We start from the raw sequence: 14,429 nt of genomic DNA on the forward strand, positions 1-14,429 counted from the left end.
GGCATCTTCGGGGACACGCCACCATGAAACCGCAACACTTTCACTCGCCTGCCGCGCACCCCGCGCCCGGTGGCGACGGCGTCGAGCGCCACCGCATCATCGTCGTCGGCACGGGCTTTTCAGGCCTGTGCATAGGCGTCAAGCTGCGCGAGCAAGGCGAAGAAGATTTCGTGCTGCTCGAGCGCGCGGGTGACGTCGGCGGCACCTGGCGCGACAACACCTACCCCGGCTGCGCCTGCGACGTCGAATCGCACCTGTATTCGTTCTCCTTCGAGCCCAACCCGAACTGGTCGCGCCTGTACGCGCCGCAGCCTGAAATCTTTGCCTACCTCAAGCACGTCGCCACCAAGTACGACCTGCTGCGCCACATCCGCTTTCACGCCAACCTGACGGGCGCGCGCTGGGACGAGGCCCGCAAGCTGTGGGTGGTCAAGGCCGAGGACGGCCGCGTCTTCGAAGGCGAAATTCTGGTGTCAGGCATGGGCGGCCTGAGCAACCCGGCCTACCCCAACGTGCCCGGCATCGAGACCTTCTCGGGCCGCGCCTTCCATTCGGCCACCTGGGACCACGACTTCGACCTTGACGACAAGCGCGTGGCCGTCATCGGAACCGGGGCCAGCGCCATCCAGTTCGTGCCGGCGATCGCACCCAAGGTGGCTCACCTGAGCTACTTCCAGCGCACACCACCCTGGGTCGTGCCCAAGATGGACCGCCCCGTGCGCCCTGAAGAACGTGCCGACTTCACCGCCAACCCCTGGCGCCAGCGCATCGCCCGCACCAAGCTGTACTGGACGCTGGAAGCGCGCTTCCTGGCCTTCAAGTTCAAGCCCGAGTGGATGAACCTGGTGGCCAAGGTGGGCAAGCACCGCATCCGCAAACACATCAAGGACCCGGCCCTGCAGGCCAAGCTCACCCCTGACTACACGCCCGGCTGCAAGCGCCTGCTGATCTCCAACGAGTACTACCCCACGCTGGCGCGCACCAACGTCGAGGTGGTGACCGAGGGCATCGAGCGCGTGGTGCCCCAGGGTGTGGTGACCAAGGACGGCCGACTGCACGAGGTCGATGCCATCGTCTTCGGCACCGGCTTCAAGGTGCAGGACCCGATTCCCAAGGCCACCGTGTTCGGCCGTGGCGGCGCCGACCTGGCCGAGGTGTGGAAGCAAGGCGCCGAGGCCCACATGGGCATCACCGTGGCGGGCTTTCCCAACTTCTTCATGCTGATGGGGCCCAACACCGGTCTGGGCCACAACTCCATGGTTTTCATGATCGAATCGCAGGCGCATTACATCCTCGAAGCGCTCAAGGCCATGAAGGAGCGCCGCATCCGCGCCCTGGAGGTCAAGCCAGAGGTGCAAAAACGTTTTGTGGACGGCGTGCAGAAGGAGCTTGAGCGCACCGTCTGGCAGTCAGGCTGCAAGAGCTGGTACGTCAACGAGCAGGGCCGCAACACGGCGGCGTGGCCCGGCTTCACCTTCGCCTACAGATTCAAGACCCGCCGATTCAAACTCCAGCAGTACCAGGCAGAACGCGCATGAGCATCCAGTCTTTCATCACCAACCTCGTCCTGCGCCACCAGTTCAAGCGCCAGGGCAAAGGCAAGCTGGACGTGCACAAGGCGCGCCACATGGTCAACAAGATGGCCAAGCGCTACCCGCCGCCGCCCGCCGACATCGAGCACAAGCCCGTGGCCGCCCGCCCCGAGCACAAGCTGTGCGCCGCCGAGTGGCTCAGCGTGGCCAACCCGCAGCGCACCATCGTTTACTTTCACGGTGGCGGCTACTTCTTTTGCGGCTTGGAGACCCACCGCCCCACCTGCGCCTACCTGGCCCGCACGGCCCAGGCCCGCGTGCTGTCGGTGGACTACCGCATGGCGCCTGAGCACGTCTACCCCGCCGCCGTCGATGACGCCGTGGCCTGGTGGGCCGAGCTGCTGCAGCAAGGCGTGGACCCCAAGACGGTCGTCTTCGCGGGTGACTCCGCTGGTGGTGGCCTGACGCTGGCCTGCCTGGTGGCCTCGCGTGACCGGGGCCTGCCCCTGCCCGCCGGCGCCATCCTGTTCTCGCCCTGGAGCGACCTGTCGTGCTCCGGCGAGACGATGAAGACGCTGGCCGATGCCGACGTGATGTTCAACCCGCACTCGCTGCCCGAAGCCGCCGCGCTGTACCTGGCCGGCAAGCCGACCGACACGCCGCTGGCCTCGCCGCTGTTCGCCGACCTGCGCGGCCTGCCGCCGCTGATGATCCACGCCAGCAAGCACGAGATTTTGTTGGCCGACTCGACGCGCCTGCACGAGCGCGCCAAGGCGCAAGGCGTGACCAGCGAGCTGCACCTCAAAGCCAAGATGCCGCACGTGTGGCCCACCATGCTGATGCTGCCGGAAGCCCGCCAGACGCTCAAGGAATGCGGCGAGTTCGCCGCCCGCGTCACCGGCCAGCGCTGATCAACACGGCTGAACCAAGCCCCCCAGGAGACACCATGAAAGACTTCAAGAACAAGGTCGCTGCCATCACCGGCGCTGCATCCGGCATGGGCCGCACGCTGGCCGTCGAGCTCGCCCGTCGCGGCTGCCACCTCACGCTCAGCGACGTCAACGAAGCCGAGCTCGTCAAGACGGCCGAGCTGGCTGGCAAGCATGGCGTGAAGGTCACCGTCAAAAAGGTCAACGTGGCCAACCGCGACGAGGTCTTCGCCTGGGCCGATGAGGCCGCGCGCGACCACGGCAAGGTCAACCTGGTGTTCAACAACGCCGGCGTGGCCCTGACCGCCACCGTCGAAGGCGTCAAGATCCAGGACTTCGAGTGGATCATGGGCATCAACTTCTGGGGCGTGGTGCACGGCACCCAGGCCTTCCTGCCGCACCTGCGCAAGAGCGGTGACGGCCACGTCATCAACACCTCCAGCCTGTTCGGCCTGATGGCCGTGCCCACGCAAGGCACCTACAACGCCAGCAAGTTCGCCGTGCGCGGCTACACCGAGGCCCTGCGCATGGAGCTGGAGATGGAAGGCTGCGGCGTCAGCGCCACCTGCGTGCACCCGGGCGGCATCGCCACCAACATCGCCATGGCCGGCAAGATCGACGAGTCCGTCACCGCCAAGACGGGCGTGAGCGAGGCCGACCACAAGCGCATGGCCAACAAGCTCATCAACGTGACCACCGCCGAGGCCGCTGCCCTGCAGATCCTCAAGGCCGTTGAAAACAACGAGCGACGCGTGCTGGTGGGCCCCGACGCCCGCTTCCTGGACAAGGTGGTGCGCCTGCTGGGCTCGACCTACCAGGTGCTGGTCATGAAGCAGGTGCGCAAGATGAACAACTCGCGCCGCTCGTCGGCCCAGCACGCCGCGCGCAACGCCAGCTGACGCCACCAGACGTGGGGTTGGCGGACATGTGATGAGGCCAGCCCGCGTCACTTGGTGACATCCCTCAAGGCTCGCGGCCCGGGTGCGCCCGGTTCCACGGCATGATGCGCGGATGAATTGGCTGAAGCGATTGTGGTGGGCGGGCGTGCTCTTCGGGCTGGCGCTGGCGTTCACCGTCTGGGCCACCTGGGAGCCCGACCGCCAGCTGGGCTCGCTGATGGCCCGCTGGGCACCTGAACCATCGACCTTCCTGGAGCTCGATGGCATGCAGGTGCACATCCGCGACACCGGCCCGCGCAACGACCCCATGCCTTTGGTTTTGCTGCACGGCATGTCCTCCAGCCTGCACACCTACGAAGGCTGGCAAACCGCCTTGCAAGGCGAGCGCCGCGTCATCAGCGTCGACCTGCCCGGCTTCGGCCTGACGGGTCCCAGCCCCCAAGGCGACTACCGCATCGACGCCTACACCCGCTTTGTGCTGCGGCTGCTCGACACGCTGGGTGTCAAGCAGGTGGTGTTGGCGGGCAACGCGTTGGGCGGCGAAATCGCCTGGCAGACCGCCGTGCTCGCGCCCGATCGCGTGCGCAAGCTGGTGCTCATCGACGCCGACGGCTACCAGCCATCGGTGTTGTCCATGCCGATTGCCTTCCAGATCGCCAGCATGCGCGGCCTGCGCTGGGTGTCCGAGCGCATCCTGCCCAAGGCCATGGTGGCCTCCAGCGTGCGCAACGTCTTCGGTGACCCGGACAAGGTCACGCAGGACAAGATCGACCGCTACTTCGAGCTCAACCTGCGTGTGGGCAACCGCCGCGCGCTGTTCCAGCGCATGGACCAGGCCCAGTTCGGTGGCAACTCGACCCTGATCCGGCGCGTTCAGCAGCCCACGCTGGTGATCTGGGGCGAGCGCGACGAGATGATCTCGCCCGAGCACGGCACGCTGTTCTGCCAGGACATCCAGCGCTGCCGCCTGGTCACCTACCCGACCCTGGGCCACCTGCCCCAGGAAGAAGACCCGGAAGGCACGCTGCCCGACCTGGTGTCCTTCCTGGCGAACTGACGATCAGCCTGCGGCCACGCGCCAGCGCGCCTGCTTGACCACCGAAGCCACCACGCGATCGAGCGCCGCGTCCAGCTCAGGCTTGGCCAGGTGTTCGGGGCTGGTCAGTTGCTGGTCGGCCAGCGGCAAGGCCAGCTGTTCGGGCACCACCAGCATCGCGAAATTGGTGCTCAGGTAGGTCCGCACGATGGGCAAAGCGCGGATGCCGCCCAGCGCACCGGGTGAAGCCGCCAGCAAACCGGCTGGCTTGCCACCCGTGGCGCCGGTGCCCGATGGCTTGCCATCTTCGGCCGGGATGACCGACAACCAGTCGAAGCTGTTGATGAACAGCGGCGTGGGCAGCGCGTTGTACTCCGGACTGGCCAGGATCAGGCCGTCGTGCTCGGCGAACAAATCGCGCAGGCGACGCGCGCCAGCCGGCTTGCCATGGGCCTGCGCCCAGTCCTCGTCGTAGACCGGCAGCTCCAGCGAGCGCAGGTCGACCACGGTGGTCTCGGCTCCCAGCGCCTGGGCGCGACGCGCGGCCAGGTCGGCCAGTTGGCGGTTGAGCGAACCGATGCGGGCGCTGCCGGCGATCACCAGCAAGCGCGGTGCACGGGTGGAAGGGGTGGTGGTCATGGGCACTCCGGTTCAGGGCGAGGGTCGTGCCGATGTGGCACGGCGAGCTCGTTCAAGCATTGAATTTTGCGGTCACTTCGGCCACGCGCACGCCGAACAGGCGGGCGGTTTCCAGGTCACCAGGGAGCATTTCATCCACGCTGGCGTCCGATGGCGTCGAGGCCATGGCACCGCTGAACGAGGCCACGTAGTTCACGTCGTTGCGCGTGGCGGCCTTGCTGTTGCTGGGCATCAGGCCCGTGCCCACCCAGATCATGCTGTGCTGCTGCGACAGGGTGAACAGGTAGTGCAAGGTCGAGAGCTTGTCGCCGTTCATCGAGGCCGAGTTGGTGAAACCGGCGGCGATCTTGTCCTTCCACTGCTGGTGGTACCAGGGCTTGGAGGTGGCGTCGATGAACTTCTTGTACTGCCAGGGCACGCTGCCCATGTAGGTGGGCGCGCCAAAGATGATGGCGTCGGCTGCGGCCAGCTGCTCCCAGCCGCCTTCTGGCAAGTTGCCTTCTTTGTCAACGGCCAGCAGGCTGGCGCCCGCACCCTGGGCCACGGACTCGGCCATGCGCTGGGTGTGGCCGTAGCCGGAGAAGTAAACAACGACGATTTGCTTGCTCATGGTGATTCCTTTCAAGGGACGGGAGGGAAGGTTTCAGGGAACTCGGCCAGTCTCAGGCCATCAAAAAAGACACACGATCCGTGGGCTGAAAGGCGGCAAAGCCGTTACCCTTCGGGGCATGTTCAGTTATCGACACGGCTTCCACGCGGGCAACCACGCTGATGTGCTCAAACACATGGTGCTGGTGCAGGTGCTTGAGCACCTGCTGCAAAAGGACAAACCTTTCTGGGTGATCGACACCCACGCTGGTGGCGGCCTCTACGACCTCACCAGCAACTACGCCACCAAGAGCGGCGAGTTCGAAGGCGGCATCGCCCGCATCTGGCCCCTGCGCAAGGCGGCCGGCACGCCCGTGGCCGTCAAGGCCTTGCTCGACCAGATCGCCGCCCTCAACAACGGCACCGACCTGCGCTGGTACCCCGGCTCGCCGCAGCTGGCCGCGCAGATGCTGCGCCAGGGCGACCACCTGCGGCTCTACGAGCTGCACCCCACCGAGATCGGCCTGCTGCGCGACCACTTCGCGGGCGTCAAGCGCGGCGTCAGCATCGAAGAGGCCGATGGGTTCAGCGGCCTGCCCAAGGTGCTGCCACCCCCGCCTCGCCGCGGGCTGGTCCACATCGACCCGCCCTACGAGATGAAGGACGACTACAAGAAGGTCCTGCAAGCCCTGCGCGCGGCCACGGAGCGCTTCGCCACCGGCACCTACGCCATCTGGTACCCCGAAGTCGCCCGCATGGAATCGCAGCAGTTCGGGGCCCAGCTCAAGCGGCTGGGCGGCTCGTTGGCCAAGGTCGACTGGGTGCACGCCACGCTGCGCGTCAAGGGCGCCGAAAAGGGCGGCCTGGGGCTGTATGGCAGCGGCATGTTCATCATCAACCCGCCCTGGACGCTCTACGACCGCCTGGCCGAAGCGCTGCCATGGCTGGTCGAGACCATTGGCCTGGACGACTACGCCGCCTACACCCTCGAAGCGCAGCAGAGCTGACACGACGCCACCTCGGCTCAGGCTGCCAGGTCGAAGACCAGCACCTCGGCCTGCTGGCCATCGCTCAGCGACAGCGTCGACTCGCCCTCGAGCTTGACCGCGTCGCCCGCCTGCAGGGCCTGGCCGTTGACCGTGATCGCGCCACGGGCCACGTGCACATAGGCCTTGCGAGCCGGGCTCAGGGCCAGCTCGGCGCGCTCGTCGCCATCGAACAGGCCCACGCTCAGCGAAGCGTCCGAGTGGATCGTCACCGAACCATCTCGGCCATCGGGAGAGGCCACCAGGCGCAGTCGCCCGCGCTTGTCGGCTTCACCGAAGTTCTTCTGCTCATAGCCCGGGCGCAGGCCCTTCTCGGTCGGCTCGATCCAGATCTGCAGCAGGTGCACGCGGTCGTGCAGCGTGCGGTTGAACTCGCTGTGCATGATCCCCTGGCCGGCCGTCATGCGCTGCACGTCGCCAGGCAGGATGTCGGCGGTGTGGCCCAGGCTGTCCTGGTGGGTGAGCTTGCCTTCGAGCACGTAGGTCACGATCTCCATGTCGCGGTGGCCGTGCATGCCGAAACCACGCCCGGCCGCCACGATGTCGTCGTTGATCACGCGCAGCGGGCCAAAGCCCATGTGAGCCGGGTCGAAGTACTCGGAAAACGAGAAGCTGTGGAAGGACTGCAGCCAGCCATGGTCGGCAAAGCCGCGTTCGTCGGATCGGCGCAGGGTCAGCATGTGAAGCTCCTACTTTGTGAAGTTCGCGTGGGGGTCACGTCGTGTGACCATGGCTTCACTGTAGGCACCGAGCACCGGTCGGTGGCTGAGCCGCGCTGATGGCATCATTCAAATGTTTTGAACGACCCTCCGGCCGCCATGGACCGCTACCACGCCCTTTCGCCCGACGCCCTGCAGATGGTCGTGACCATCGCCCGCACGGGCAGCTTTGCCGCCGCCGCGCGCGAGCTGGGCAAGGTGCCCTCCGCCCTCACCTACAGCGTGCGCCAGCTCGAAGACGCGCTGGACGTGCTGCTGTTCGACCGCCGCAGCCGCCAGGCCAAGCTGACCGCCGCCGGCGAAGAGCTGCTGCGCGAAGGCCAGTTGCTGCTGCAGCAGCTCGACGCCGTGGCCAACCGCGTCAAGCGCGTCGCCTCGGGGTGGGAAACGGAGCTGACCGTGGTGGTGGACAAAGCCATCGCGCCGCACGCCGTGTTCGACCTGATGGAGGCCTTCCTGGCGCTCAAGCCGCCCACCCGGCTGAAAATGCGCAGCGAGGTGATGACCGGCACCTGGGAGCCGCTGCTGCACGGCGAGGCCGACCTGGCCATCGGCATCTCCAGCGACCGGCTCAGCGCACCCGACATCCGCTGCGAGCCCATTGGCAAGCACCACTTCGTGCTGGCGGTGGCATCGCACCACCCCCTGGCGCAGGAGCCCGAGCCTCTGAGCCCGGGGATCGTGGCGCAGCACCGCATCGTCGCGGTGGCCGACTCGGCCAAACGCCTGCCCCCTGCCACGAGCGGCATCCTGCCCGGACAAGACGTGCTCACCGTGCCATCGATGGCGGCCAAGCTGGAGGCCCAGCTGCGAGGCATGGGCATCGGCTACCTGCCCGAACCGATGGTGCGCGCCCACGTGGCCGCTGGCCGACTGCTGCGCAAGGAAGTCGATGGCCCACCGCGAAATTTCGAGACCCACTACGCCTGGCGCCAGACCAGCTCACAGCCCGGCATGGCGCTGACCTGGTGGCTGCACCAGCTCGCCAGCCCCAAGACACGGCGCGCGCTCCTGGACCTGCACGAGGGATTGATCCTGTGAGTGACGCACCCTACCGAGGTCGCTTCGCCCCCTCCCCCACCGGCCCGCTGCACGCCGGCTCGCTGGTGGCCGCGCTCGCCAGCTGGCTGGACGCGCGCGCGCACCACGGCACCTGGCTCGTTCGCATCGAGGACGTCGACACGCCCCGCTGCGTGCCCGGCGCCGACGCGTTCATCCTGGCCCAACTGGCCGCTTGCGGCCTCAGGTCCGACGAGCCGCCCGTCTGGCAAAGCCGGCGCGGTCAGCTGTACCAGGCGGCCCTGGACCAATTGGTCGCACCCAAGGGCGGCATCACCAGCCCCCGAGCCATTGTCCATGCCTGGGCCTACCCCTGCGCCTGCACCCGCGCCGACATTGCCCGCGCCCACGAGCAAGCAGGCCACCCCAAGGCCCGCCATGGCGAGCTGGTCTACCCAGGCACCTGTCGCCCTGAAAACGGTGGGCTGCACGGCCGCGAGGCCCGAGCCTGGCGCCTGCGCGTGCCCGACGGCGAGGCTGGCGTGATCAAGTGGCACGACCGCAGGCTGGGCACACAACAGCAGGCCCTGGGCACCGCCGTGGGCGACTTCGTCGTCAAGCGTGCCGACGGCCTGTGGGCCTATCAGCTCGCCGTGGTGGTGGACGACGCCGAGCAACGCATCACCGACGTTGTGCGCGGAGAGGACCTGGCCGACAACACCCCGCGCCAGCTGCACCTGCAGCGCTTGCTGGGCTTGCCCGAGCCGCGTTACCTGCACACCCCGCTGGTCAACGGCGACAACGGCGAAAAGCTCTCGAAGCAGAATGGTGCCGCGCCGCTGGACCTCACCGACCCAGCGCGCTCGGTGCGAACGGCTTTGATGGCACTGGCCAGCCCAGCCACAGCAGAAGCCTCGGCCTCCGGCCTGACGCCCGGCTGGCAAGCAGGCGAAGGCGCATCGCTCAGCGAGCTGCTGGCCTCGGCCGTGGCCGCCTGGCGATGTCAGCCCAGCGGGGCTTGAGGCTGAAGGCCTGGCCGTTCGATGACCACGAAGTGCTTGCGCACTGGCTCCACCACCTCGAAGGCGCCCACGAAGCCGGCCGGGATCACAGCGCCTTCACCGGCGCGCACGTCCACCGCCACACCAGCTTCGTCGTGCAGCCGCACGTGTCCTTCGAGCACAAAGAAGTACTCTTCCTTGTTCGCGGCGAACACGATGCGCCACATCCCCGGCTCGCAAGCCCAGATGCCGACACTGCTCACCCCGTCGCCCGACTCGTACAGCGACCATGTTTCACGTCGCGGGTTGCCTCGCACCAGCCGGTCGGGCCTGGGGTGATCGATCGTCCCGACGCTGGAAGGCTGCGCCACCTTCACGATGGCAGGCACGCTCGGCGCATTCAGCTCGCTCACCGCCACCTCACTTCACCAGGAAGTGCTCGCGGTAGTACGCCAACTCGTCGATGGACTCGTGGATGTCGGCCAGCGCCGTGTGCTTTTGCGCCTTGCGGAAACCCTCGGCCAGGCCCGGCTTCCAGCGCTTGGCCAGCTCCTTGAGCGTGCTCACGTCCAGGTTGCGGTAGTGGAAGAAGGCTTCCAGCTTGGGCATGTAGTTGGCCAGGAATCGGCGGTCCTGGCAGATCGAGTTGCCGCACATGGGCGACTTGTTGGCCGGCACGTATTGCTTGAGGAAGTCGATCACCGCCTGGCTGGCTTGCTCTTCGCTCACCGTCGAGGCCTTGACCCGGTCGATCAGGCCGCTGCGACCGTGGGTGCCCTTGTTCCAGGCGTCCATCAGGTTGAGCGTGGCGTCGCTCTGGTGCACAGCAAACACCGGGCCTTCGATGCGGTTGTTCAGCTGCGCGTCCGTCACCACCACGGCGATCTCGATGATGCGATCGGTCTCGGGCTTGAGGCCCGTCATCTCCAGGTCGATCCAGATCAGGTTCTGGTCGCTCTTGACCAGGGTGACGGGGGCCTGCTCGGCGCCGGGGGTGGTTTCGCTCATCGACATCCTCATGTGCTGACAAAAGCCGCGCCGACACCGCCCTGCTCACCAGGGTCTTGGCCGCGCCGCCGTGGTCGCGATTGTGCGGCAAACGTACACTCCCGGGCATGCAAGCCAGCCTCGTCACCACGCTTTTCGTGAGCTTCGTCCTCGCCTCGGTGCTCGTGCGCCTGTGGCTGGACAGCCGCCAGGCCCGCCACGTCGCCCGCCACCGCGAAGCCGTGCCCCAGCCCTTCAGCGGCAACATCACCCTGCGCAGCCACCAGCGCGCCGCCGATTACACGCTCGACAAGCTGCGCTTCGGCATGGTGAGCGCCCTGGTGGGCACCGCCGTGCTGCTGGGATGGACCCTGCTGGGCGGGCTCGACGCCCTCAACACCACCTTGCGAAACTGGCTGCTGCCTGTGGGCGGTGGCGAGCGCGCTCACCCACTGGTCTACCAATTGACGCTGCTGGGCGCCTTCACGCTGATCTCCGCCCTGGTCGACCTGCCCCTGGAAGCCTGGCACACGTTCCGCATCGAGCAACGCCACGGCTTCAACCGCATGAAGTGGCCGATGTGGGTCGGCGACCAGATCCGCCAGGGCGTGGTCGGCGTGGTCATCGGCGCGCCCATCGCGGCCCTCATCCTCTGGCTCATGGGCGCAGCCGGCGACGCCTGGTGGCTTTGGGCCTGGGGGGCCTGGGTGGGCTTTGCCCTGCTGATGATGATCGTCTTCCCTGTCTTCATCGCACCGCTGTTCAATAAGTTCGAGCCCCTGAAAGACCAGGCCCTGGCCGAGCGCGTGAAGGCCCTGATGGACCGCTGCGGCTTCACCGCCAAGGGCTTTTTCGTGATGGACGGCAGCCGCCGATCGGCGCACGCCAACGCTTACTTCACCGGTCTGGGCCAGGGCAAGCGCGTCGTGTTCTACGACACGCTGCTGAGCAAGCTCAGCCATGGCGAGGTCGAAGCCGTGCTGGCCCATGAACTCGGTCACTTCAAGCACCGCCACGTGCTCAAGCGCATGGTCATGATGTTCGGCCTGAGCCTGCTGGCCTTTGCGCTGCTGGGCTGGCTCTCGCGCCAGGCCGACTTCTACCTGGGCCTGGGCGTTTCGCCCAACCTCAACGCGCCCAATGACGCGCTGGCGCTGCTGCTGCTCATGCTGGCGCTGCCGCCTTTTGCCTTCTTCATCGTGCCGCTGATGTCTGGCTTCTCGCGCCGCGACGAATACGAGGCCGATGCCTACGCCTGCGCCCAGTCCGATGGTCGCGACCTCGCCAACGCCCTGGTCAAGCTCTACCAGGACAACGCATCGACGCTCACGCCCGACCCGCTGTACGTGCGCTTTCACTACTCGCACCCGCCAGCACTGGAACGACTGGCCGCCATGCGCGCCATCTCCACGCCCACCCCTGCGTGAAGAGCCCGACATGACACACCGCCCCGCGCACGAGACGAGCATGCAGACCCCATCATTGACCGCCCAACGCTGCAGCCACCAGACCGGCCCGGCCCTGACCGACGAACAAGCCGCCAGGCTGCTCGAGCAGCTCACCGCCTGGACCATCGAGCGCGAAGGCGACGCCGTGGTCCTGACCCGCACCCACAGCTTCCCCGACTTTCACCGCACCATGGCCTTTGTCAACGCCGTCGCCTGGATCGCTCACGAGCAAGACCACCACCCCGACCTGCTCGTGGCCTACAGCCGCTGCACCGTGAACTGGTCGACCCACTCGGTCGGCGGCCTGTCGATCAACGACTTCATCTGCGCGGCCCGGGTCGACGCCCTGCTCGCATGAAGCGCACACACGGCAGCAGCCGCCCCGCGCGCAGCAAGGACAAGGCCCCCAACACCGAAGGCACCGAAGGCGGCCTGGTCGTGGCCACCCACGGCCGCCACGTGGTCGTCGAGGACCCCGATGGCGAGCGCCTGATCTGCCACCCCCGTGGCAAAAAGAGCGAAGCCGTGGTCGGCGACCGCGTGCGCTGGCAACACATCGAAGGCGGCGACGAAGGCGTCATCGTCGCGGTCGACGAGCGCCGCAACCTGCTGTGGCGCCAGGATGAATGGCGCAGCAAGTCCTTCGCGGCCAACCTCGACCAGTTGCTGATGTGGATCGCGGTGGAGCCCGTCTTCAGCGAGATGCAGCTCACGCGGGCCCTGATTGCCGCCCGTTCGGCCGACATCCCCGTGACCATCGTGCTCAACAAGGTGGACCTGCCCGGCGCAGACACCGCGCGCCAGCGCCTGGCGCCCTACCGAGCCATGGGCTACAACGTGGTCGAGCTGTCCCTCAAGGACAAGGGCCAAGGCGAAGGCGACGCCGCCCGCGAACAGGTGCTGCCCATGCTGCAAGGCAAAGCCTCGCTGGTGCTGGGCCCCTCGGGTGCCGGCAAGAGCACGCTCATCAACACCCTGCTGCCCGACGCCCGCGCCGAGGTCGGCGAGATCTCGCAAGCGCTCAACTCAGGCCGCCACACCACCACCTCCAGCCTTTGGTACTGGCTCGACGACACGCGCACCAGCGCCGTCATCGACTCGCCAGGCTTTCAGGAATTCGGCCTGCACCACATCCCGCCGACCGAGCTCGTGCGCCTGATGCCTGACCTGGCCGCCCACTTCGCCGACTGCCGCTTCCACAACTGCACGCACCGGCAAGAGCCCGGCTGCGCCGTGCGCGCAGCGGTCGAACGCGGCGAGGTCAGCCCCATCCGCCTGAGCCTGTACACCGACCTCTTCGAAGAACTGAGCCAGCCTCGCTGGTGACCGACGCATGACCGATCGCCTCTCAGCCCTGCCCGCCACGCTCGACGCCTTCCGCAGCGGGCAGCTGCCGCTCACCGAGCTGACCCGCACCTGGCGCGATGCCGCACAAGGCCACCAGCCCGCGCTGCCGCAGCGCTACCAGTACGTGCTCGAGCGCGTGCTCAACCAACTCGAAAGCGCCGCCCTGTTCACGGAAGAAAGCTGCTCGTTCAGCCAGGGTGACATGGTCGACGCCCTGAGCGACTGGCTGACGCGCGCCCGCGCGCTCTGATCGTCACGCCGGGCGTCAACCCACCAGGTTGGCCAGCGACAGCAGCGCCAGCAGCAGCATCCACAGCACCACCGAGCGCCAGATCAGGCCCACCACGCTGCGCAGGTGCGCGAGCATCGGCGGCGAGCCCTGGGTGCTGCCCTGAGCCTCGATGACATCGGGTGAATCGCCCTGGCTCATGGTGCGGCTGACATCGGGCGAGCCCGACACCGGGGCCACTTGCCCGCCCAGGCGCACACCCAGCGCCCCCGAGGCAGAAGACAGGATCGCACCCTCATTGCGGCGCACCCACAAAGCGGCGTGGCGCCGCCAGGCGTCGATGGCGTCCTCGAAGTTGCCCACCACCGCAAAACCAAAGGCCGTCATGCGCGCCGGCACGTGGTCCAGCCAGGTGAACAAGGTCTGAGACAGGTTCATCAGCCGGTCGTGCGTGGGCGTGCCCGTCACGCGGCTGCGGTAGGCCCAGTAGCGGCTGGCGAACTCGGCGAGTCGGTAGAGCACCGCGCCAGCCGGCCCCAGGCCAACGGTCGACAGCGCCACGAACCAGAAAAACACACCGAAGACGTGGCGGTGGGCCGCCAGCAGCGAGTACTCCAGCACGTGGCGCAGGATCTCGGTGCGCGGCAACTCGCTGGCGTCCAGGTTCTGCCAATGCGCGAGCAGCTCGCGGGCACGGTCTTCACGGCCCGCCTCCAGCGCATCGCGGATGTCGGTGAAATGGTGACTGAACTGGCGGAAACCCAGTGTGAAATACAGCACCGCCACGTCGAAGATCAGCGACAGCACCGTGCTGTAGCGGTCGATGAAAAAGTAGCTCAGGGCCACCAGCGAGGCGGGCGCCAGCACCGTGATGGCCCAAACCACGCGAGCGTGCACGTCGGCACCGGCGTCGAAATTGCGACCAGCCCAACGCACCCAGGCCGCCAGCGCGTGGTGGATGGGGTTGAGGTTGGACAAGGGCTTGAGCTGCTCCGCCAGCAAGGCGAAGAGCACGGCAAAAAAGCTCATG

17 protein-coding genes are annotated in these 14,429 nt (G+C 67.3%); 11 read left to right on the plus strand and 6 right to left on the minus strand.

The features are described 5' to 3' along the window. Positions 1–23: 23 nt before the first annotated feature. The 4 genes from ABG80_RS12985 (at position 24) to ABG80_RS13000 (ending at position 4,417) form a co-directional block, all read left to right on the plus strand. Positions 24–1,538: a flavin-containing monooxygenase gene (locus tag ABG80_RS12985; RefSeq protein ID WP_083506069.1), complete on the plus strand. Its 1,515-nt coding sequence runs from the start codon at positions 24–26 to the stop codon at positions 1,536–1,538. Continuing rightward, complete coding sequence (locus ABG80_RS12990) at positions 1,535–2,443, plus strand: alpha/beta hydrolase (protein ID WP_058088027.1); 909 nt, start codon at positions 1,535–1,537, stop codon at positions 2,441–2,443. Before ABG80_RS12985 ends, ABG80_RS12990 begins: the two co-directional genes overlap by 4 nt. Positions 2,444–2,478: 35 nt before the next feature. After that, entirely contained in the window at positions 2,479–3,360 is an 882-nt protein-coding gene (locus ABG80_RS12995; protein ID WP_058088028.1) for an SDR family NAD(P)-dependent oxidoreductase, read from the plus strand. A gap of 112 nt (positions 3,361–3,472) precedes the next feature. Then, positions 3,473–4,417, plus strand: a complete 945-nt coding sequence (locus ABG80_RS13000) for an alpha/beta fold hydrolase (RefSeq protein ID WP_152987616.1) — start codon at positions 3,473–3,475, stop codon at positions 4,415–4,417. A gap of 3 nt (positions 4,418–4,420) precedes the next feature. On the opposite strand, the gene ABG80_RS13005 is transcribed toward ABG80_RS13000, so the two are convergent. Continuing rightward, a complete protein-coding gene (locus ABG80_RS13005; RefSeq protein WP_058088029.1) occupies positions 4,421–5,035 on the minus strand; it encodes an NADPH-dependent FMN reductase in 615 nt (204 codons plus the stop codon). Positions 5,036–5,087: 52 nt separating this feature from the next. Next, the gene (locus ABG80_RS13010; protein ID WP_058088030.1) at positions 5,088–5,645 is read right to left on the minus strand and encodes a flavodoxin family protein; all 558 of its coding nucleotides are present in this window, start codon (positions 5,643–5,645) and stop codon (positions 5,088–5,090) included. Between the two features lie 118 nt (positions 5,646–5,763). Between ABG80_RS13010 and ABG80_RS13015 the strand changes: the two genes are divergently transcribed. After that, positions 5,764–6,630, plus strand: a complete 867-nt coding sequence (locus tag ABG80_RS13015; RefSeq protein WP_058088031.1) for a 23S rRNA (adenine(2030)-N(6))-methyltransferase RlmJ — start codon at positions 5,764–5,766, stop codon at positions 6,628–6,630. 17 nt (positions 6,631–6,647) lie between these two features. Here the strand turns inward: ABG80_RS13015 and ABG80_RS13020 are convergent, their stop codons facing one another. Then, a complete protein-coding gene (locus tag ABG80_RS13020) occupies positions 6,648–7,349 on the minus strand; it encodes a pirin family protein (protein WP_058088032.1) in 702 nt (233 codons plus the stop codon). Between the two features lie 138 nt (positions 7,350–7,487). Between ABG80_RS13020 and ABG80_RS13025 the strand changes: the two genes are divergently transcribed. Both ABG80_RS13025 and gluQRS read left to right on the plus strand, forming a co-directional pair. Beyond that, on the plus strand, positions 7,488–8,429 hold the full coding sequence (locus tag ABG80_RS13025; RefSeq protein WP_058088033.1) for a LysR family transcriptional regulator: 942 nt from the start codon (positions 7,488–7,490) through the stop codon (positions 8,427–8,429). Beyond that, complete coding sequence (gluQRS, locus tag ABG80_RS13030; protein WP_058088034.1) at positions 8,426–9,409, plus strand: tRNA glutamyl-Q(34) synthetase GluQRS; 984 nt, start codon at positions 8,426–8,428, stop codon at positions 9,407–9,409. The genes ABG80_RS13025 and gluQRS overlap by 4 nt, the downstream gene beginning before the upstream one ends. Here gluQRS and ABG80_RS13035 read toward each other — a convergent pair. Both ABG80_RS13035 and orn read right to left on the minus strand, forming a co-directional pair. Beyond that, a complete protein-coding gene (locus tag ABG80_RS13035) occupies positions 9,391–9,801 on the minus strand; it encodes a cupin domain-containing protein (RefSeq protein WP_321166057.1) in 411 nt (136 codons plus the stop codon). The two genes, gluQRS and ABG80_RS13035, sit on opposite strands and share 19 nt — an antisense overlap. Positions 9,802–9,808: 7 nt before the next feature. Continuing rightward, complete coding sequence (orn, locus tag ABG80_RS13040; protein WP_058088199.1) at positions 9,809–10,396, minus strand: oligoribonuclease; 588 nt, start codon at positions 10,394–10,396, stop codon at positions 9,809–9,811. A gap of 107 nt (positions 10,397–10,503) precedes the next feature. Between orn and ABG80_RS13045 the strand changes: the two genes are divergently transcribed. Genes ABG80_RS13045 through ABG80_RS13060 form a run of 4 tightly spaced genes read left to right on the plus strand, consistent with a single transcriptional unit; the run spans position 10,504 to position 13,420 of the window. Then, positions 10,504–11,802 (plus strand): M48 family metallopeptidase, encoded by a 1,299-nt coding sequence (locus tag ABG80_RS13045; protein WP_058088035.1) that lies wholly within the window; start codon positions 10,504–10,506, stop codon positions 11,800–11,802. A 10-nt stretch (positions 11,803–11,812) separates the two neighbouring features. Further along, the gene (locus ABG80_RS13050) at positions 11,813–12,181 is read left to right on the plus strand and encodes a 4a-hydroxytetrahydrobiopterin dehydratase (RefSeq protein WP_235513845.1); all 369 of its coding nucleotides are present in this window, start codon (positions 11,813–11,815) and stop codon (positions 12,179–12,181) included. After that, on the plus strand, positions 12,178–13,149 hold the full coding sequence (rsgA, locus tag ABG80_RS13055) for a ribosome small subunit-dependent GTPase A (RefSeq protein ID WP_083506070.1): 972 nt from the start codon (positions 12,178–12,180) through the stop codon (positions 13,147–13,149). The genes ABG80_RS13050 and rsgA overlap by 4 nt, the downstream gene beginning before the upstream one ends. 7 nt (positions 13,150–13,156) lie before the next feature. Further along, positions 13,157–13,420 carry a hypothetical protein gene (locus ABG80_RS13060; protein ID WP_058088037.1) on the plus strand — a complete coding sequence of 88 codons (264 nt, stop codon included), beginning with the start codon at positions 13,157–13,159 and terminating at the stop codon, positions 13,418–13,420. Positions 13,421–13,435: 15 nt separating this feature from the next. On the opposite strand, the gene ABG80_RS13065 is transcribed toward ABG80_RS13060, so the two are convergent. Continuing rightward, entirely contained in the window at positions 13,436–14,428 is a 993-nt protein-coding gene (locus tag ABG80_RS13065) for a CobD/CbiB family protein (protein WP_058088038.1), read from the minus strand. Position 14,429: the final 1 nt, after the last annotated feature.

It is taken from the genome of Aquabacterium parvum (assembly GCF_001447195.1).
GTDB classification, from domain to species: Bacteria; Pseudomonadota; Gammaproteobacteria; order Burkholderiales; family Burkholderiaceae_C; genus Aquabacterium; species Aquabacterium parvum.

Bases quoted from the DNA above. Each gene is read 5' to 3' on its own strand.
- ABG80_RS12985 (WP_083506069.1), top strand. From the start codon at position 24: ATGAAACCGCAACACTTTCACTCGCCTGCCGCGCACCCCGCGCCCGGT.
- ABG80_RS12990 (WP_058088027.1), top strand. From the start codon at position 1,535: ATGAGCATCCAGTCTTTCATCACCAACCTCGTCCTGCGCCACCAGTTC.
- ABG80_RS12995 (WP_058088028.1), top strand. From the start codon at position 2,479: ATGAAAGACTTCAAGAACAAGGTCGCTGCCATCACCGGCGCTGCATCC.
- ABG80_RS13000 (WP_152987616.1), top strand. From the start codon at position 3,473: ATGAATTGGCTGAAGCGATTGTGGTGGGCGGGCGTGCTCTTCGGGCTG.
- ABG80_RS13005 (WP_058088029.1), bottom strand. From the start codon at position 5,035: ATGACCACCACCCCTTCCACCCGTGCACCGCGCTTGCTGGTGATCGCC.
- ABG80_RS13010 (WP_058088030.1), bottom strand. From the start codon at position 5,645: ATGAGCAAGCAAATCGTCGTTGTTTACTTCTCCGGCTACGGCCACACC.
- ABG80_RS13015 (WP_058088031.1), top strand. From the start codon at position 5,764: ATGTTCAGTTATCGACACGGCTTCCACGCGGGCAACCACGCTGATGTG.
- ABG80_RS13020 (WP_058088032.1), bottom strand. From the start codon at position 7,349: ATGCTGACCCTGCGCCGATCCGACGAACGCGGCTTTGCCGACCATGGC.
- ABG80_RS13025 (WP_058088033.1), top strand. From the start codon at position 7,488: ATGGACCGCTACCACGCCCTTTCGCCCGACGCCCTGCAGATGGTCGTG.
- orn (WP_058088199.1), bottom strand. From the start codon at position 10,396: ATGAGCGAAACCACCCCCGGCGCCGAGCAGGCCCCCGTCACCCTGGTC.
- ABG80_RS13045 (WP_058088035.1), top strand. From the start codon at position 10,504: ATGCAAGCCAGCCTCGTCACCACGCTTTTCGTGAGCTTCGTCCTCGCC.
- ABG80_RS13050 (WP_235513845.1), top strand. From the start codon at position 11,813: ATGACACACCGCCCCGCGCACGAGACGAGCATGCAGACCCCATCATTG.
- rsgA (WP_083506070.1), top strand. From the start codon at position 12,178: ATGAAGCGCACACACGGCAGCAGCCGCCCCGCGCGCAGCAAGGACAAG.
- ABG80_RS13060 (WP_058088037.1), top strand. From the start codon at position 13,157: ATGACCGATCGCCTCTCAGCCCTGCCCGCCACGCTCGACGCCTTCCGC.
- ABG80_RS13065 (WP_058088038.1), bottom strand. From the start codon at position 14,428: ATGAGCTTTTTTGCCGTGCTCTTCGCCTTGCTGGCGGAGCAGCTCAAG.